The organism is Helicobacter pylori (assembly GCF_015904775.1).
Lineage (GTDB): Bacteria > Campylobacterota > Campylobacteria > Campylobacterales > Helicobacteraceae > Helicobacter > Helicobacter pylori_DM.
The window spans coordinates 112,226-130,456 of sequence record NZ_JADZNC010000001.1 but is presented as its reverse complement, the minus strand read 5'-3'; the positions used below and the strand labels follow the sequence as shown (position 1 = coordinate 130,456).

Below are 18,231 nucleotides of genomic sequence, written 5' to 3'. Positions count from 1 at the left end.
AATCTCTAATATTATTCAAAGATAAAGACATGATTTTAAGCATTGAAAGTTCTTGCGATGACAGCTCTTTAGCCCTTACAAGAATAGAGGACGCTAAACTCATCGCTCATTTTAAAATCTCTCAAGAAAAGCACCACAGCTCTTATGGGGGTGTTGTGCCTGAGCTTGCATCGCGCTTGCATGCTGAGAATTTGCCGCTTTTATTAGAACGCATTAAAATAAGCTTGAATAAGGATTTTTCCAAGCTCAAAGCCATCGCTATTACTAATCAGCCAGGTTTGAGCGTTACTTTAATAGAGGGTTTGATGATGGCAAAAGCCTTGAGCTTGTCTTTGAATTTGCCCTTGATTTTAGAAGATCATTTGAGAGGGCATGTGTATTCGCTATTCATCAATGAGAAGCAAACTCGCATGCCTTTAAGCGTGCTGCTAGTCTCTGGGGGGCATTCTTTGATTTTAGAGGCTAGAGATTATGAGAATATTAAAATCGTTGCCACGAGTTTAGACGATAGCTTTGGGGAGAGTTTTGATAAGGTTTCTAAAATGCTTGATTTAGGCTATCCAGGAGGCCCTATAGTGGAAAAATTAGCCCTTGATTATAGGCATCCAAACGAGCCTTTAATGTTCCCTGTCCCTTTAAAAAACAGCCCGAATCTGGCTTTTAGCTTTTCAGGTTTAAAAAATGCGGTGCGTTTGGAGGTTGAAAAAAACGCCCATGATTTGAACGATGAGGTAAAACAAAAGATTGGCTATCATTTTCAAAGCGCAGCTATCGAGCATTTAATCCAGCAAACTAAACGCTATTTTAAAATCAAACGCCCTAAAATTTTTGGCATTGTGGGGGGAGCGAGCCAAAATTTGGCTTTAAGAAAGGCGTTTGAAAATTTGTGCGCTGAGTTTGATTGCAAGCTTGTTTTAGCCCCTTTAGAATTTTGCAGCGACAATGCCGCCATGATAGGGCGATCAAGCCTAGAGGCTTATCAAAAAAAGTGCTTTGTCCCTTTAGAAAACGCTAACATTTCGCCAAGAACGCTGTTAGAAAGTTTTGAGTGAATGGATACAAAAAGAAAACGCATGATAAAACGCCCCAACATTTATCAATCTTTTATCTGTATTTGAGAGATTAAATTTGAATAAAAGCGCATTAAAACTGAATTAACGAGTAAGCAAAAAGCCTTGAAACGCTTGACGAGAATTGTTTTATTATGGGCAGATTATTAGATTAAATACGGATTAAATCTACAATTTTATAAAAAACCGCTATCATTTAAGTTAAATTTAATGATTATTGCATTATAGTTTCATCACAAAAAGGGTTTAAAAAATCCTTGAGAGTTGGTAGCTCTTAAGGATCTGTATTTGGTGTAGTGGTGTTACGAGCACCATTAACACTATGATGATTAATAATAATTTCATAGTTATCTCCTTTATGTTATTTATGGCATGTTTCTTAATAGGCATTATTATTCAAACCATTAGGTTGGTAGCTAATGGTTTCAAACATCTATTAAGGAGCACATGTTTTGAATTGTATCATGTCAAACGCTAAAGATACTTGGGATTTCTTGCTTGAATGGGTTAAATTTTTTATTAAAAGAGCGTTTTAGTCAAATTTAATCTTATTTTTGTTAGAATTTTGGGTGATTAAGTTTTAGTTTAAAGGGAAAAAATGCTCCGCTCTCTCTATAGCGCCACTTCAGGGATGCTCGCCCAACAAACGCACATTGACACCACTTCAAACAATATCGCCAATGTCAATACCACCGGGTTTAAAAAATCTCGCGCGGATTTTAACGATTTGTTTTACCAAGCGATGCAATACGCCGGCACCAACACAAGCAACACGACTTTATCGCCAGATGGCATGGAAGTGGGCTTAGGCGTGCGCCCTAGCGCGATCACTAAAATGTTTTCGCAAGGCAGCCCTAAAGAAACGGAAAACAATTTAGATGTCGCCATTACGGGCAAAGGCTTTTTTCAAGTCCAGTTGCCTGATGGCACCACCGCTTATACAAGAAGCGGGAATTTTAAGCTAGACGAGCAGGGCAATCTTGTAACGAGCGAGGGCTATCTTCTCATCCCTCAAATCACTTTACCTGAAGACACCACGCAAGTAAACATCGGTGTGGATGGCACGGTGAGCGTGACTCAAGGCTTGCAAACGACTTCTAATGTGATCGGGCAAATCACTTTGGCTAATTTTGTCAACCCGGCGGGGCTTCACTCTATGGGGGATAATTTGTTTTCCATCACCAACGCTAGCGGCGATGCGATTGTGGGCAACCCGGATTCTCAAGGATTAGGCAAGTTAAGGCAAGGCTTTTTGGAGCTTAGTAATGTGAGATTGGTAGAAGAAATGACGGATCTAATCACCGCTCAAAGGGCTTATGAAGCCAATTCTAAAAGCATTCAAACCGCTGACGCCATGCTCCAAACCGTCAATTCCCTCAAACGCTAAAAGGGGATTTTACCCTCCTTAACGCTCTTTAATCTCTGCTCCCTTGTTGTTTTTGTGCTTGGGGTGGTTTTGTGTTTTGGAGCGGTTGTTGCCATTCTTTAATTCTTGTGGCTAGGGTTTTTAAGTTTTTCAACACCGCTTTAGCCAAATACCATGCTTTATTGGTTTTATTTGCTTGTTCTGCTTCTTGTTATACTTTTAATTTTTTGCGTAAGGTAGCAACCAAAACGCATGCAGGCACGGTTACCCTATAAGCCGGCCCAGCAAGATTGATGCTCACTAACGCGCCCGTAATGACCCAACCAATAGGGCCAGCTAAAATGCCTAGAGTTTTTTTAAGCGCTACTTTACCCACCACAGACGATAAACCATGCCCTAGAGTTTTTTTCACCATTGTATCTGCAACAGCTATAGCCAACGCATAAGAATGAAAGCCGCCCGTTTGAAACAGCGTTAAAACAGATGCGATTAGGACTTGTTTGTTTTCAGCGATCATTTTATCAATATTTGGCATGCCCAATTCATCGCAGAGTTCTTTAATCTCTCTCCCACTCATTTTTTCTAAACTATCTTTCAAAAGTTTAGAAAGCATGTTTTGCTCAATCAAAGAGGTTGGAGATTTTTCATGGTAATTAACCTTTAAATGATCGCACGCATCGCACAAAATCTCTTTGTATAAGACCCCTTCATCTCTAAAAAAATCCGCAAAACTATTGCCCCCATAATGCTGTAACTCTTCAGCGATCCTTTCGGGGTATTTAGCGTAATCTCTACCATACCTTTTATATTCTGTTGAACTTGTCAATTCTTCACTCATTCTCAGTGTGCCATCTTCATCATAAGCAATCACATCAAACAAATCTTTCAAATCGCTAGAGCTTAATCGCTTTAAAAATGCCAAGTCGCTATCTGTATGCCATGCAATCCCTTTAATTTTATTTCTACCACTCACTCAAATCCTACCAACCCCCTTTTTTAGTGATTAGTGATTAGTGGTTATAGCATCATTTTTTAAAATCATGTCTAACGCCCTAAAAGGCTCAAGCACACCCGCTAACTGTGCATGAATATTGCGTTACAAATGCTAATGGGCTTTATTGATTTTACGACCAAAGAATGATAATAATTAAAATGTTTTGATACGCTTATCATTTTGGATAAGATAGATCCGATTTGAAAGTAGGAAACTATTGATTTTTCTTTAGGTATAATTTAATGAAACGCTACTTTGATTTTTGGTACAAGAAACCCCCTCCTTTTAACTCTCTCTAACCCTTACTTTTTATCGTTTTTATGCTCGTGGTTAGCGTTGCATTGATTAGCCTGGTTTTGGCTATTTTTTTGACAACTTTCGTTGTTTTGATTTTTAGCATCACCTTTTTGATTGTGGTTTTGATTACTGCAACTGTTACTCATCTTGTCTCCCTTAAATTAAAATAAAAACTAGATGCACTTTCGCATCTAGGTCTCCATTCTATACCCTTTTCCCTAAAAAAAGCTTAAATGGATTCTATTTGCAACGACTTCTTATCTTCACTAGCTTGCTGTGTTTTTAGGCGTAAAGTGGCAACCACAATGCATGCCGGTATGGTTACCCTATAAGCCGGCCCTGCAATATCAATCGCTGTCCATACGCCTGTAATGATCCAGCCAACAGGGCCTGTTAAAAAGCTCAGAGTTCTTGTAAGCACTTGATTGCCCGCAAGCGATAAACCACGCCCTAGAATGGTTTTTGCGACCGCATTCGCAACAATGACCGCTAATTGATAAGATTTAAAGCCTCCCATTTTAAACAGCGTTAAAGTCGCCGCGCTTAAGGCTTGTCTGTTCAAATTGTCGGTGTTTTTTATGGACAATTCATCGCACATTTCTTTCACTTCTTCATCATCCATTTCTTCCAAACTTCTTTCTAAGATTTTAGAAAGCATGTTTTGTTCAATCAAAGTCGTTTCAGTTTTCTTGTTGTAATTGACCTTTAATTTATCGCACACATCGCATAGGATCTCTTTGTATAAGACTCCTTCGCCTTTAATGAAACTCGCAAAACTATTGCTCCCATAGTATTGCAACTCTTCAGCGATTCTTTCTGCGTATTTAGCGTAATCATCGCCATGCCTTTTGTATTCTATTGAGCTGGTCAGTTTTTCATTGTGTCTTTTTTCGCCGTCTTTACCAAAAACAAGCACCTCGAACAAATCCAATAAATCACTAGATTCCAATTGCTTTAAAAATTCCAAGTCTCTATCATATTTGTATGCCATATTATTCCTTTATATTGTTTTATCACTTATTAAAAACAAACGACTTTTCACGCTCCATCGCTGTTTTTCTAAAGTGATTACTGATTTTAATATCATTTGTCTAAAACTACACTTAATATTCTAAAAAGGCTTAAACTCAAAAACCCAACGCTCTTAACTCTATAGATTGCTTTAAGCATCAATTTTCCCAAACGCTAAAGGGGGGGGGATTTTTATCCCCATTTTTTCTAACCTTTACTTTTGCCATTTTATACTTAAGGTTATTAGGGGTTAAGCGGTTTGGAGCGGTTGTTATCATTTTTTTTGTAATTCTCATGGCTGGGATTTTTAGCGTCAATTCTTTGGTTATTGCTTAATTGATACCCTCCTTTTCTAAGAAAAACAGCTAATAAAATAATGGCTAAAAAGAAAATAACCACACAAATAAAAATGCGAGTTGTATTAGTTTCATTAGAATTTGCTTTAGCGGTTTCACTAACAGATTGTTTCGTATCATTATATTCATTTGCTTGTTGTGTTTCGTGGTGTAAAGATTTACCGGAGTTTGTTTCAATAGTATTAATAAGTTGTTCCATTTCCTTTCGTCTTTGATCCCCATGCATGACCAAACAACACCAAGTGGTCAATATTACCCACAAAAAAATGGCTCTAAAAGACTGAAAACCCCACCTCCTGAATAAACAATATCAAAAATATTATAACCAAGAATGACCCAAAGAATAAAGCTGAATATAGCCGAAAAAAATCCTACCTCTCAAGAAAAAAGCTAACCCATGGAAGGAATACAGCTAATGCATAAATCACAATCGACTCCCTTAATTTTACTTCTACCACCGTTCAAATCCCACCAACCCCCTTTTTTAGTGATTAGTGATTAGTGATTAGTGATTAGTGATTAGTGATTAGTGATTAGTGATTAGTGATTAGTGATTAGTGATTATAGCATCATTTTTTAAACTTAGGCATAAAACGCCCTTAATTCAAGGGTTTTTGAGCGAGCTTTTTACTCAAAGAATCCAAGATAGCGTTTAAAAATTTAGGGGTGTTAGGCTCAGCGTAGAGTTTGCCAAGCTCTATGCATTCATTGATGATGATAGGGTTTTGTGTGGGCGTGAAGCCAATTTCATACGCTCCTAAGCGTAAAATCGCCTTTTCCATGCTCCCTAATCGCTTGAAATCCCAGTCTTTTAAATGCGGCTCGATGAGGGCGTCAATCTCATTGATTCTTTCTAACACGCCATTAAAAAGGCTTAAGGCAAAAGCCAGCTGGTTGTTTTTAATCTTTTTTTCTTTTAACATGCTGGAAGCGATTTTTTTAATTTCTTCATTACCGCTCTCAAACGCATACAACAATTCAACCACAGCCCCCCTGGCTTGAGTTCGTGTCGCCATTTTAACCCTTGAGAGTTTGGCACAAGCTCAATAATTCAATGAGAGTGCTCATCGCTTCAAAACCCTTGTTTCCGGCTTTACTGCCCGCTCTTTCAATCGCTTGCTCAATATTGTCCGTGGTCAGCACGCCAAAGCTTACCGGCATGCTGTATTTTAGCATCGCGTTGGCAATGCCCTTAGTCGCTTCCGCGCTCACATAGTCAAAATGCGGAGTCCCCCCTCTAATAATCGCTCCTAAAACGCACACGCCATCGTATTTTTCGCTCCCTAACAACCTCTCTAAAATAAAAGGCAATTCATAAGCCCCAGGCACCAGCACGATGTCTAAAAGATTCTCATCGCCCCCATGCCTTTTAAAGCAGTCAATCGCCCCTTCTTGCAATCTGTCTGTGATGATATGATTGAAGCGCGATGTCAAAATAGCGACTTTTTCATCCCCTTGCAATTGCAATTTCCCTTCTATGATTTGCATGAAATTCCTTTAAAATAAATTTTGGATTTTTAACATGTCGGCTACTAAATGTTCTAGCTCGTCAGGTTTTAGCATGTTCGCCCCATCGCTTAGAGCGTTTTTAGGATCAACATGCGTTTCAGCGAACAACCCATCAATCCCCACCGCCGCTGCAGCTCTGGCTAAAATAGGGGCAAAAGAGCTATCGCCTGAACTTTTCCCGTTCGCTCCCCCTGGCATTTGCACGCTATGAGTAGCGTCAAAAATCACAGGGGCAAACTCTCGCATGATTTTTAAAGAGCGCATATCCACCACTAAATTTCCATACCCAAAGCTGCTCCCCCTTTCACACAGCCACACGCCATTTTTTAACGCTGTTTCATAAGTGGGGCTTTGAATGCTACTATCTCTCGTTTTAAGGGCTTTTAAAACGGAATATTGCATGTCTTTTGGGCTCATGAATTGCCCTTTTTTGATATTGATAATAGCGTTAGTTTGGCTCACTTCTACAATCAGATCCGTTTGGCGGCACAAAAACGCCGGGATTTGTAAAATATCCGCTACTTTGGCCGCTATGCTTGCTTGATAACTCTCATGCACATCGGTTAAAATTTTATAGCCAAATTCCTCTTTGATAATTTGTAACATTTCTAGGCCTTTTTCTAAACCAGGCCCTCTGTAACTCTCCAAACTCGTGCGGTTCGCCTTATCAAAACTCGCTTTAAAATAAAAATCCAACCGCTCGTTGCTGGCTAGGGGTTGTAATTTAGTAGCGATGCTTCTTAGATTTTCTAAGCTCTCAATGACGCATGGCCCGGCGATTAAAACGGGTTTAGGGGTTTTTGTTTTAGAAGTTTTCATGACTTATCCTTTGTTTAATGGTTTCTTCAATCGGCTCAAAAAAATGGCTTTCAAAATTATAATTATAAATCCTGCCTGTTTCTATAATGTAGTGCCAACCAAAAATTTTTAATTCGTTATTTATTACTCTTTCTTGAATGAAATCATAGCTTAAGAGGTTGTTGAGTTGCAAGTGCGCATTCAAACGCTCTGTAAGCCATGAACGCTTGGCGAAATGGTTGCTGAATTGCGGGTGGTTTTTTAATTCTTCTTTAACAGGCTCTAAGAATTGTATCCAGTCTGCAATGTAAGGGGTTTTAGCTTTGGTGGTTTCATCATGGATTAAATGAACGCTCCCGCAAGCCCCACAATCGCTATGCCCGCAAATGATTAAATTGTGAACGCCCACATGCGCAATAGCGTATTCAATGCTCGCAATGGTAGAAAGGGATTCTTTATAACTTGTTTTAGGGGGGATCACATTGCCCATGTTGCGGATCACATACAATTCGCCCGGTTTAGTGCCAGTGATTAGATTAGGCACGACTCGTGAATCCACGCAAGAAATGAACAAAGTGTGGGGCTTTTGCTTGGTTTTTAAGCTTTCATAAAGCTCTTTAAGCTCTTCATATTCATTCTCTTGAAACTCTAACGCTCCTAAAAACGCTTCCACTCTTTAACCCTTAATCTCATTTTCTTAAACTTGGTTTTCATTCTAAAACGCTTATCATAGCTAAAAATCTTGCATTTCTTTTTGTTATAATGGCGTTATTTTACACTTTAAAGGGCTTTCATGCAATTGTGTGTCGCATTGGATTTAGAAAAAAAAGAGGACAATCTTTCTTTATTGCAAGAATTGAAGGGCTTAGATTTATGGGCTAAGGTGGGGCTTAGATCTTTTATAAGAGACGGGGCTAGTTTTTTAGATGAAATCAGAAAGATTGATGAAAATTTTAAGATCTTTTTGGATTTGAAGCTTTATGATATCCCTTATACTATGGCAAATGCTGCACTAGAATGCGCGAAATTAGAAATTGACATGCTCACCGTGCATTTAAGCAGCGCTAAAAGCGCGTTAACCATTTTAATGCAACGCCTAAACGCTCTTAAAAAACGCCCCTTGATTATGGGCGTGAGCGCTTTAACCAGCTTTAGCGAAGAAGAATTTTTGAGCGTGTATAACGCTCCTTTAAAAACTCAAGCGATTAAATTGAGCGCTATGGGCAAAGAGAGCGGGATTGATGGGGTGGTGTGTTCGGTGTTTGAAAGCTTAGCGATTAAAGAGGCTTTAGGTAAGGATTTTTTGACTTTAACCCCTAGCATAAGGCTGGATAAAAACGATAAAGAAGATCAAAAAAGGGTGGCGAACGCTAAAGAAGCCAAACAAAATTTAAGCGATTTTATCGTGGTGGGCCGCCCCATTTATCAGGCTAAAGAGCCTAGAGAAGTGGTTTTAGAGCTTTTAAAGGATTGTTAAATGCGCATGTTAGAAACGATTGCTGCTTTAAGAGAGTATCGTAAAAGTTTGGAAGAAAGCGTGGGGTTTGTGCCGACTATGGGGGCTTTACACAAAGGGCATCAAAGCCTGATAGAAAGGAGTTTGAAAGAAAATTCCCACACGATTGTGAGCGTTTTTGTCAATCCCACGCAATTTGGGGCTAACGAAGATTTTAGCGCTTACCCGCGCCCTTTAGAAAAGGATTTGGCTTTGTGTGAAACATTAGGCGTTAGTGCGGTGTTTGCGCCTAAAGTGAGCGAAATGTATCCCTATGAAGCAGAGCAACGCCTGAAACTCTACGCCCCTACATTCTTATCTAGCTCTTTAGAGGGAGCGGTGCGTAAGGGGCATTTTGATGGGGTGGTTCAGGTCGTGTTAAAATTGTTCCATCTTGTTAATCCCACTAGAGCGTATTTTGGCAAAAAGGACGCCCAACAGCTTTTAATCATTGAGCATTTAGTTAAAGATTTGCTTTTAGACATTGAAATAGCGCCATGCGAGATTGCGCGCGATAGCGATCATTTGGCGTTAAGCTCTAGGAATGTGTATTTGAATGCCACAGAAAGAAAACAAGCCCTAGCCATTCCAAAAGCTCTAGAAAACATCAAGCAGGCCATAGATAAGGGCGAAAAATCGTGCGAAAAACTGAAAAAACTAGGGCTTGAAATTTTAGAAAATTTAGAAGTGGATTATTTGGAATGCTGTAACCACAAGCTAGAGCCTTTAAAAACCATAGAGCCAACTAACACGCTCATTTTAGTGGCGGCTCGTGTGGGTAAAACCAGGCTTTTAGATAATTTGTGGGTGTAGTTTGAAATCTTTGTGGCGACCCTTGAAAGATTTGAACTTCCGTTTCCACCGTGAAAGGGTGGTATCCTTGGCCACTAGATGAAAGGGTCATTTTTAACGATTGACTATTATAACTATTGTATTGGAAATAAAGCGTAGAAAATGATTTAAAAAGTTCTTGGTGGCGGAGCGGACGGGACTCGAACCCGCGACCCCCTGCGTGACAGGCAGATATTCTAACCAGCTGAACTACCGCTCCCTATCCAAACCCCATAGCCTAAAAATGCATGCTTTAGTCATGGTGGTCGCTATAAGACTCGAACTTATGACATCTACCTTGTAAGGGTAGCGCTCTACCAACTGAGCTAAGCGACCAAAATATTGAGATAAAATCCAACTAAACCCGTATAAAAGAGTGGTGACTCCTAGGGGATTTGAACCCCTGTAACCACCGTGAAAGGGTGGTATCCTAACCACTAGATGAAGGAGCCACGATGTTCATGGTGACCCGTGTTGGATTTGAACCAACGGCCCATTCCTTAAAAGGGAATTGCTCTACCAGCTGAGCTAACGGGTCTCACAAAAAGATAATGATACAATTTTTTTTAACGCTTGTCAAGAATAATTGAAAAATATTGCGGTTTTCATAGAAACGACACGCTCTTAAAACGGCATAACAGCTTTTGCTTAAATAAAAACTTGGTTGTGCTTTAATGCTATAAGGATCACAATAGATGCGTTTTTGTTATTGGTTAGTATTATTTTTTTGGGGTTTTAAAAAAGCTTTGTTTTTATCAAGATCTAACAAATCTTATTAGGATTTAATGCTTTTTTTGTTTAAAAAATTTCATTGCTAAAAAATGGGGTTTTGTTTTATTGTTTTAGATCTTATTTTGTTGTAAAACGCATTTTCTTTTATTTTCTTAAAGGGATAGGGGTGAATTTTACGCTTGACCCCCAAAAAAAGAGGGTTCAAAAAAAGAAAGGCTTCAAAAGAAACCCCTTAAAAAGGGGATTTCACAAAGGGTTTAACGCAAGCTTTTAATACGCAAACACATAATTCAAATACACGCTATAAAGCCTGCGGTATTGGAGTTGAGTGCCTAGCAAAGAATAGTAATTGGTGTTGATCGTGGGGATCTTCACGCCTAATTCCACGCCATGCTGAGCGGCATGATCGCTCGCTTTCTTTTTGTTTTTAGCGAGATTCATTCTCAAGCCTAAATTGAATAAGAATTGGAAATTCGCCACATTCATTTTAGCGCTATAGAAATTATTGAAGGTCGCTAAATTCACATACTGGGAATTCAACCACGAAGTGCCCGCTAAGGCGATACCCCCAAACACCCCAAAAGAAATCTTGCTGTTTTTGGTGGCTTTATCGTTGATAAAGTTATAGAGGACATCTGTTCCTACCCCATAAGTGAACACATCAGAGGCAGAGTTGAAAAAGCTGGATTTGATATAGGCATGGTTATAGTCAAAAAAGCCGTAATATCTTAATCCCCACCTTCTTTTTTCACCAAAAAATTGTTTATAGCCCACTTGCACGCCGATCCCATTCATCGCGCCGTTGTTGGTTTGAGAGCTGATTAATCCAATGCGTCTGAAAGGGTTATGCCCTAATTCTTGCGTGGCGCTTAATAATTGCGAATAAGCACTTTGGTTGAGTTGGTAAACGGTCTTTAAGCCCTCGGGGTTATTAGGGTTAGTGGATTGGCTTATCAAATTTTTAAGGAATGGGGAATTAGGCGTGTTTGAAGCGGTCGTGGTGATGCTGTTATAAGCGCTGTTTAAATTACTGAGACTGCCTCTAAAATCAAGTATCGTGCGCGCCAACAACTCAGATTGCTTGATCTGCTCGGCTTGAGTGCCAAAATGCGCAAGGCTGTTATTTAGGGCGGTTATCGTCTCTCCCACATACGCGCAACCGGCTCCCCAAGTGTTAGAAGTAACCCCTTGATTAGGCGTTGTGCCATCTGTTTTGCATGATGCCAAGTAGTTTGTGATAAATTGTTTTGGGATAGTGTCAAGGTCATTTTTCATTTGATTGGCTAGTTCAAGCATCTTGGCTTGCGCTTGCGCGTGATTGAGCATGTTTTGAGCGAAAGCCTTATCAGCAGAGGTGTAAGGATTGAAATCTTGCGGCGCGCTTTGGTTGTTTTGCTGGTTGTTAAGGCTTTGAGCTTGAGCGACGATTTCTTGGGCGTTTTTGATCATGCTAGTAACGGCGCTAAATTCAGCGCTAAAGATTTGGCACGCATTCCCACCTGTACTGATCCCCCATGGGCTACCATTACCCGCAGCGTTTTCATCATGCGTGGATCGCACCAAAGGGCATTGGGTGTTAAGGACATTCATGATCGTGCTCGCTTGTTCCAAAAGGTTTTGAGCGGTATTGGTGAAGGTAAAGCTTTGCGTTTCTTTGTTGTTGCTACCAGTGCTAGCTACACCATTACTGCTGCTATTTTTGTTACAGAATTGTTCCACACCACCATTAATATTATTACCACTACTATTTCGTTTGCATTCGTAGGTGTAGGTTACGGTCACTTCTGTGCCTTTCCCATCTAAGACAGGAAACCCGTTTTCGCTCTTTAAAGCTTGTTGGATAGCTTGATAGGCTTTATTGAGTTTTTCAAATTCTTGGATAGACAAAGAACTGCCATACCCAATATTCTCATACCGGTTGCAAGTGATGCTCGTTGAATAGCTTCCTGGTTGGTTATTGAAAATAACGCTGCCAGGGCCACTCCCTGTGCCATTGCCATTCCCGCACATTATCGCATAGCCTATCACGTTCCACAAGCCCACCGCCGCATTGAGCGCTAAAGAGACGGCTTGATAGGCTGGGGAGTTGTCTTTTTCGCCGGTCAACCCTTGCGTGTTTGCTCTTAAATTATCGATCGCGGCATTGATTTCTGAAGGGCTGCTCGCGTTCGTTACCGCCTGATTGAGATTGTTAAAATTGCTTAAAAGGTTGCTCAAATTCTCATAAGTGTCTGAGAGTTTTTTCAATTCGCCGGTGTTTTTCACCATTTGAGCGGCTTCGCCGATTTGATAGCCCGCGCTGATAAAAAAGCCGTTGTCTTCAGCGTTTAAAAGCGATGAAGCGAGAGAGAGAGAGAGAGAGTAAAAGGGTTTTTTTCATAAATTTTCTCCTTGAAATAAAATTGAGTGATTGGAATTTGATACATTAAGAATGTATTAAAAGCATTGTAGCGCAAAATCGTTTTTTTTTTTTTTGTCATTTAGAGAAAATTTTAGAATTTTGCAAATTTTGCGCGTTTGTTTGGGTGGTATTGAAAGGGTTTTTAGGTTTTATTTTAATGGAACGCTAACGATAAAATCTTGATTTTAATGGAGATTTTTTGTTGCGCGTTTTTCAAAAAAAAGCGGTTTTGTGAGATAAAAAGCCCCCCCAAAAAGGGGGATTTTAGAAGAGGGCTGTTATGAAAAATGGTATTAAAAAGCAAGGGGGCTTACATCATGCCGCCCATGCCTCCCATACCGCCCATGCCACCCATATCAGGCATTGCCGGGGCCGCTTTTTCTTCTTTGATTTCATGCACGGTGGCTTCTGTGGTTAAAAGCAGGCTTGAAACCGAAACCGCATTTTGTAAAGCGATCCTTTCTACTTTTAAGGGGTCAATAATGCCTTCTTTAAACATGTCCACATACTTGCCATTGCTAGCGTTAAAACCAAAATGCCCTTCGTGTTTTTCTACTTCATTCACGACCACACCGCCATCATAACCGGCATTGATAGCGATTTGAGCTAGTGGGGCTTTAATGGCGCGCATGATGATTTCATAGCCCACTTTTTCATCATCGTGTAAATTCAAATGCACTTTTTGAGCCGCGCGAATGAGAGCTGCACCGCCACCAATCACAATGCCTTCTTCAACAGCCGCTTTAGTCGCGCTCAACGCGTCATCAACCCGGTCTTTTTTCTCTTTCATTTCCACTTCACTCGCAGCGCCCACTTTAATCACAGCCACACCGCCAGAGAGTTTAGCCAATCTTTCTTGCAATTTTTCTTTGTCATAATCGCTTGTCGTGCTTGCAATTTGGGTTTTGATTTGCGCGACTCTGTCTTTAACGTCATCGCTATGGCCTTTGCCATCTACGATCGTGGTGTTGTCTTTGTCAATCACAATCCTTCCGGCTTTGCCTAAAAACTCCACTTCAGCGTTTTCTAGACTCAAGCCCAATTCTTCGCTAATAACTTGACCGCCGGTTAAAATAGCGATGTCTTTTAGCATTTCTTTTCTCCTGTCCCCAAAGCCTGGAGCTTTAACCGCTGCGATATTCAACACGCCTCTTAATTTATTCACCACTAGAGTCGTTAAAGCTTCACCCTCAATGTCTTCAGCGATGATTAAAAGCGGTTTGCCCTCTTTCATGGTTTTTTCCAATAGGGGGAGAATGTCTTTCATGCTAGAGATTTTTTTATCCGTTAAAAGGATGTAAGCGTTATCCAATTGAGCGGTCATTTTCTCAGCGTTGGTTACAAAATAAGGGGAGAGGTAGCCTCTATCAAATTGCATGCCTTCTACGACATCTAATTCATCTTCAATGCCCTTAGCCTCTTCAACAGTGATCACGCCATCTTTGCCCACTTTTTCCATAGCGTCAGCGATGAGTTTCCCGATATTGTGATCGGAGTTTGCAGAAATGGTCGCCACTTGGGTGATTTCTTCTTTACCGCCTACTTTTTTGCTGGCTTTTTTAAGCTCATTAATGATCGCTTCAGCGGCTTTATCCATGCCTCGTTTCACTTCAATGGGGTTAGCCCCAGCCGTGATATTCCTCAAACCTTCTTTAAAAATGCTATAAGCCAACACGGTTGCTGTGGTCGTGCCATCGCCGGCAGCATCAGCGGTTTTGCTCGCTACTTCTTTAACGAGTTGAGCGCCCATGTTAGCTACCGGGCAACTTAATTCAATCTCTTTAGCCACGCTCACGCCGTCTTTGGTGATGCTTGGAGCGCCATAGCTTTTTTGGATCAACACGTTCCTGCCTCTTGGCCCCATGGTAACTTTAACAGCGTCATGGAGTTGTCTCACGCCTTCAAATAGAAGGTTTCTTGCACTATCTGAAAATTTGATTTCTTTTGCCATTGTGTATCCTTAATAATAATGTTTTTTAGTGTTTTTTGTGATCATGACAGCAAGATTCATGCTCTTTAGCATGCTTATGATCATGATTACCTGTATGACAACAAGAGCCTGAGCCCACAATACCTAGAATGTCTTCTAGTTCTAACACCATGTATTCAGTGCCGTCTAAAACGATTTCTGCACCTTTGTATTTGCCAAAAGCGATCACATCGCCTTCTTTAACGCATTTGCAACCCTCACTGATTTTATGGCTAACCGCTTTGACTACGCCCATTAAAGGCTTTTCTTTAGCGTTATCAGGGATGATAATGCCTGAACTGGTTTTGTTCTCTTCTTCAAGTCTTTCTACTAAGACCCTTTCTCCTAATGGTTGAAACTTCATTTCAGTTCTCCTAAGTTTTGATAAATAAAATAGAAATTTAGCGCTTAGTATTCTTAAGCGACACAACTATAGCGCATTTTTAGGGATAAGTCAAGCCATAAAAACAAAGCTAATAATATAACTATAAGGATTATTAAGTCTATTTATATAAAGTTTCATTAGTTTAAAAATATAAGGATTAGAAAAGGGGCGTTATTAACAAACCTTTTTGAAGATTTTATTTATTGAGTATAATTCATTCAAGCGAGTTAAAACAAGAAGCAAGATGAAGAAAGCATGAAAAATGATTCTTAAAAGTTCCATTGATCGCCTTTTACAGACGATAGATATTGTAGAAGTCATTAGCTCTTATGTGGATTTGAGGAAATCAGGTTCTAGCTACATGGCTTGTTGCCCTTTTCATGAAGAAAGGAGCGCGAGTTTTAGCGTCAATCAAATTAAAGGGTTTTACCATTGCTTTGGGTGTGGGGCGAGTGGGGATAGCATTAAATTTGTGATGGCGTTTGAAAAACTTTCGTTTGTGGAAGCGCTTGAGAAATTAGCCCACCGATTCAATATAGCTTTAGAGTATGACAAAGGCGTTTATTACGATCATAAAGAAGATTACCACCTTTTAGAAATGGTGAGTTCGTTGTATCAAGAAGAGCTTTTTAACGCCCCGTTTTTTTTGAATTATTTGCAAAAAAGAGGGCTTAGCCTAGAGAGCATCAAAGCGTTTAAATTAGGCTTATGCACGAATAAAATTGATTACGGCATTGAAAATAAAGGCTTGAATAAGGACAAGCTCATTGAATTAGGCGTGCTAGGCAAGAGCGATAAAAAGGATAAAACCTATTTGCGCTTTTTGGATCGCATCATGTTCCCTATTTATAGCCCTAGCGCTCAAGTGGTGGGTTTTGGAGGGCGCACCTTAAAAGAAAAAGCGGCCAAATATATCAATTCGCCCAAAAATAAGCTTTTTGATAAATCCAGTTTGCTCTATGGCTATCATTTGGCTAAAGAACACATTTATAAACAAAAGCGAGTCATCGTTACAGAAGGGTATTTGGATGTGATTTTATTGCACCAGGCGGGTTTTAAAAACGCCATAGCCACGCTTGGGACAGCTTTAACGCCATCGCATTTGCCCTTGCTTAAAAAAGGCGAGCCAGAAATCCTTTTGAGCTATGATGGGGATAAGGCAGGGCGGAATGCGGCTTATAAAGCGAGCTTGATGTTGGCTAAAGAGCAAAGAAAAGGGGGGGTGGTTTTATTTGAAAACAATCTCGATCCTGCGGAGATGATCGCTAATAACCAGATTGAAACCTTAAAAGACTTGTTATCGCGCCCCATGGCTTTTATTGAATTTGTTTTAAGGCACATGGCGGGTTCTTATGTTTTAGACGATCCTTTAGAAAAAGATAAGGCTCTTAAAGAAATGTTAGGGTTTTTAAAAAACTTTTCCTTGCTTTTACAAAGCGAATACAAGCCCTTAATCGCTGCACTTTTGCAAGCGCCTTTGCATGTTTTAGGGATTAGAGGGCCAGTTTCTTTTCAGCCTTTTTACCCCAAAACAGAAAAACCCAATCGCCCTCAAAGGTTTGCGCATGTTTCTAACACGATGAGTTTGGAATTTTTAGAAAAATTAGTGATCCGCTATCTTTTAGAAGACAGAAGCTTGTTGGATTTGGCGGTGGGTTATATCCATAGTGGGGTATTCTTGCATAAAAAACAAGAATTTGACGCTTTGTGTCAAGAAAAATTAGACGACCCTAAATTAGTTGCGTTATTATTAGATGCGAATTTACCCCTAAAAAAAGGGGGGTTTGAAAAGGAATTGCGTTTGTTGATTTTGCGCTATTTTGAGCGCCAACTCAAAGAAATCCCTAAGAGTTCGCTCCCTTTTAGCGAAAAAATGATCTGTTTAAAAAAGGCTCGCCAGGCCATTATGAAATTAAAACAAGGAGAATTAGTCGCCATATGAAACAAATAAAAGCTTTAGCCCTATTTAGTGGGGGGTTGGATAGTTTGTTGTCCATGAAATTACTCATTGATCAAGGCATTGAGGTAACCGCTTTACACTTCAATATAGGGTTTGGGGGGAATAAAGATAAAAGAGAGTATTTTGAAAACGCCACCGCGCAAATTGGGGCTAAGCTCTTGGTGTGCGATATTAGAGAGCAGTTTTTTAACGATGTGTTATTCAAGCCCAAATACGGCTATGGGAAATATTTCAACCCTTGCATTGACTGCCATGCCAATATGTTTAGGAACGCTTTTTATAAAATGCTTGAATTGAATGCGGATTTTGTTTTGAGCGGGGAAGTGCTAGGGCAACGCCCTAAATCCCAAAGGAAAGAAGCGCTCAATCAGGTGAGGAAATTAGTCAGAGAAGTGGGCGAAGAGGCGCGTTTTGATCCCATTTTAGACCGAACGCAAGCAGGCGGTGAAAAACCGCAATTTTTAGATGAGTTGCTCTTAAGGCCCATGAGCGCTAAACTCTTAGAACCTACTTTCATGGAAAAAAAGGGTTTTGTTGATAGAGAAAAGCTTTTAGATGTGAGTGGTAGGGGGCGCACTAGGCAATTGCAAATGATCAAAGATTACGGCTTAAAATATTATGAAAAGCCAGGTGGAGGGTGCCTGCTTACGGACATTCAAGTGAGTAACAAGATTAAGAATCTGAAAGAATACAGAGAAATGGTGTTTGAAGATAGTGCGATTGTCAAAAACGGGCGTTATTTTGTCTTACCCCATAACGCTCGTTTGGTGGTGGCAAGGAATGAAGAAGAAAACCATAAGTTGGATATTCAACACCCCTTAATGGATAAGATTGAATTGCTAGGCTGTAAAGGCCCTTTGAGTTTAGTGGATAAAAACGCCAGCAAAGAAGATAAAGAATTAGCCGGCCGTATCGCTCTAGGCTATGCTAAGACTTTAAAAAATCAAGCTTATCTCATTCAAATAGGGAACGAAAAGCGCGAGCTTTACCCTTTGGATAAAGAGAGCGCTAGAGAGTATTTATTCGCTTAAAAGGGAGTTTTTGAGAGTTTTTAGGG

16 protein-coding genes, 5 tRNA genes and 1 pseudogene are annotated in these 18,231 nt (G+C 40.1%); 6 read left to right on the top strand and 16 right to left on the bottom strand.

Annotated features, from left to right (window positions below):
- Positions 1-29 precede the first annotated feature (29 nt).
- Positions 30-1,052 carry a tRNA (adenosine(37)-N6)-threonylcarbamoyltransferase complex transferase subunit TsaD gene (tsaD, locus tag I6852_RS00625; protein WP_197291158.1) on the top strand — a complete coding sequence of 341 codons (1,023 nt, stop codon included), beginning with the start codon at positions 30-32 and terminating at the stop codon, positions 1,050-1,052.
- A gap of 616 nt (positions 1,053-1,668) precedes the next feature.
- Positions 1,669-2,457, top strand: coding sequence for a flagellar basal-body rod protein FlgG (flgG, locus tag I6852_RS00620; RefSeq protein WP_000946437.1), 789 nt, complete (start codon positions 1,669-1,671; stop codon positions 2,455-2,457).
- Between the two features lie 190 nt (positions 2,458-2,647).
- Here flgG and I6852_RS00610 read toward each other — a convergent pair whose 3' ends face one another.
- The 8 genes from I6852_RS00610 to I6852_RS00575 all read right to left on the bottom strand — a co-directional run bounded on the left by I6852_RS00610 (position 2,648) and on the right by I6852_RS00575 (position 8,074).
- Positions 2,648-3,409 (bottom strand): YaaW family protein, encoded by a 762-nt coding sequence (locus I6852_RS00610; protein ID WP_414735716.1) that lies wholly within the window; start codon positions 3,407-3,409, stop codon positions 2,648-2,650.
- Between the two features lie 323 nt (positions 3,410-3,732).
- Positions 3,733-3,873 (bottom strand): hypothetical protein, encoded by a 141-nt coding sequence (locus I6852_RS00605; protein ID WP_000071328.1) that lies wholly within the window; start codon positions 3,871-3,873, stop codon positions 3,733-3,735.
- A gap of 83 nt (positions 3,874-3,956) precedes the next feature.
- Positions 3,957-4,718: a YaaW family protein gene (locus I6852_RS00600; RefSeq protein WP_000323696.1), complete on the bottom strand. Its 762-nt coding sequence runs from the start codon at positions 4,716-4,718 to the stop codon at positions 3,957-3,959.
- A gap of 263 nt (positions 4,719-4,981) precedes the next feature.
- Positions 4,982-5,293: a hypothetical protein gene (locus I6852_RS00595; RefSeq protein WP_146169932.1), complete on the bottom strand. Its 312-nt coding sequence runs from the start codon at positions 5,291-5,293 to the stop codon at positions 4,982-4,984.
- Positions 5,294-5,693: 400 nt separating this feature from the next.
- Positions 5,694-6,110, bottom strand: coding sequence for a transcription antitermination factor NusB (gene nusB / locus I6852_RS00590; RefSeq protein ID WP_197291159.1), 417 nt, complete (start codon positions 6,108-6,110; stop codon positions 5,694-5,696).
- 1 nt (position 6,111) lies between these two features.
- The gene (ribH, locus tag I6852_RS00585) at positions 6,112-6,582 is read right to left on the bottom strand and encodes a 6,7-dimethyl-8-ribityllumazine synthase (protein WP_197291160.1); all 471 of its coding nucleotides are present in this window, start codon (positions 6,580-6,582) and stop codon (positions 6,112-6,114) included.
- Between the two features lie 9 nt (positions 6,583-6,591).
- A complete protein-coding gene (gene kdsA / locus I6852_RS00580; RefSeq protein WP_197291161.1) occupies positions 6,592-7,422 on the bottom strand; it encodes a 3-deoxy-8-phosphooctulonate synthase in 831 nt (276 codons plus the stop codon).
- Positions 7,409-8,074 carry a carbonic anhydrase gene (locus I6852_RS00575; protein ID WP_197291162.1) on the bottom strand — a complete coding sequence of 222 codons (666 nt, stop codon included), beginning with the start codon at positions 8,072-8,074 and terminating at the stop codon, positions 7,409-7,411. The genes kdsA and I6852_RS00575 overlap by 14 nt, the downstream gene beginning before the upstream one ends.
- A gap of 120 nt (positions 8,075-8,194) precedes the next feature.
- Here I6852_RS00575 and pyrF point away from each other — a divergent pair, with 120 nt between their 5' ends.
- Both pyrF and panC read left to right on the top strand, forming a co-directional pair.
- Entirely contained in the window at positions 8,195-8,878 is a 684-nt protein-coding gene (gene pyrF, locus I6852_RS00570; RefSeq protein WP_197291163.1) for an orotidine-5'-phosphate decarboxylase, read from the top strand.
- On the top strand, positions 8,879-9,709 hold the full coding sequence (gene panC, locus I6852_RS00565) for a pantoate--beta-alanine ligase (RefSeq protein ID WP_197291164.1): 831 nt from the start codon (positions 8,879-8,881) through the stop codon (positions 9,707-9,709).
- A gap of 13 nt (positions 9,710-9,722) precedes the next feature.
- Here panC and I6852_RS00560 read toward each other — a convergent pair.
- The 8 genes and pseudogenes from I6852_RS00560 to groES all read right to left on the bottom strand — a co-directional run bounded on the left by I6852_RS00560 (position 9,723) and on the right by groES (position 15,193).
- A tRNA-Glu gene (locus I6852_RS00560) sits at positions 9,723-9,798 on the bottom strand.
- A gap of 72 nt (positions 9,799-9,870) precedes the next feature.
- A tRNA-Asp gene (locus tag I6852_RS00555) sits at positions 9,871-9,947 on the bottom strand.
- 40 nt (positions 9,948-9,987) lie between these two features.
- Positions 9,988-10,063, bottom strand: a tRNA-Val gene (locus I6852_RS00550).
- Positions 10,064-10,104: 41 nt separating this feature from the next.
- Positions 10,105-10,179 (bottom strand) — tRNA-Glu (locus tag I6852_RS00545).
- 10 nt (positions 10,180-10,189) lie between these two features.
- Positions 10,190-10,265 (bottom strand) — tRNA-Lys (locus I6852_RS00540).
- Positions 10,266-10,729: 464 nt separating this feature from the next.
- Positions 10,730-12,839: pseudogene (sabA, locus tag I6852_RS00535) on the bottom strand (Hop family adhesin SabA/HopD).
- Positions 12,840-13,170: 331 nt separating this feature from the next.
- Entirely contained in the window at positions 13,171-14,811 is a 1,641-nt protein-coding gene (gene groL, locus I6852_RS00530; RefSeq protein ID WP_001040278.1) for a chaperonin GroEL, read from the bottom strand.
- A gap of 25 nt (positions 14,812-14,836) precedes the next feature.
- Positions 14,837-15,193, bottom strand: a complete 357-nt coding sequence (groES, locus tag I6852_RS00525) for a co-chaperone GroES (RefSeq protein ID WP_033767138.1) — start codon at positions 15,191-15,193, stop codon at positions 14,837-14,839.
- A 283-nt stretch (positions 15,194-15,476) separates the two neighbouring features.
- On the opposite strand from groES, the gene dnaG reads away from it, so the two are divergent.
- Together dnaG and I6852_RS00515 are read left to right on the top strand one after the other, a co-directional pair.
- Positions 15,477-17,156, top strand: coding sequence for a DNA primase (gene dnaG, locus I6852_RS00520; RefSeq protein WP_197291165.1), 1,680 nt, complete (start codon positions 15,477-15,479; stop codon positions 17,154-17,156).
- Positions 17,153-18,205: an MnmA/TRMU family protein gene (locus I6852_RS00515; protein WP_150200036.1), complete on the top strand. Its 1,053-nt coding sequence runs from the start codon at positions 17,153-17,155 to the stop codon at positions 18,203-18,205. Before dnaG ends, I6852_RS00515 begins: the two co-directional genes overlap by 4 nt.
- Positions 18,206-18,231: the final 26 nt, after the last annotated feature.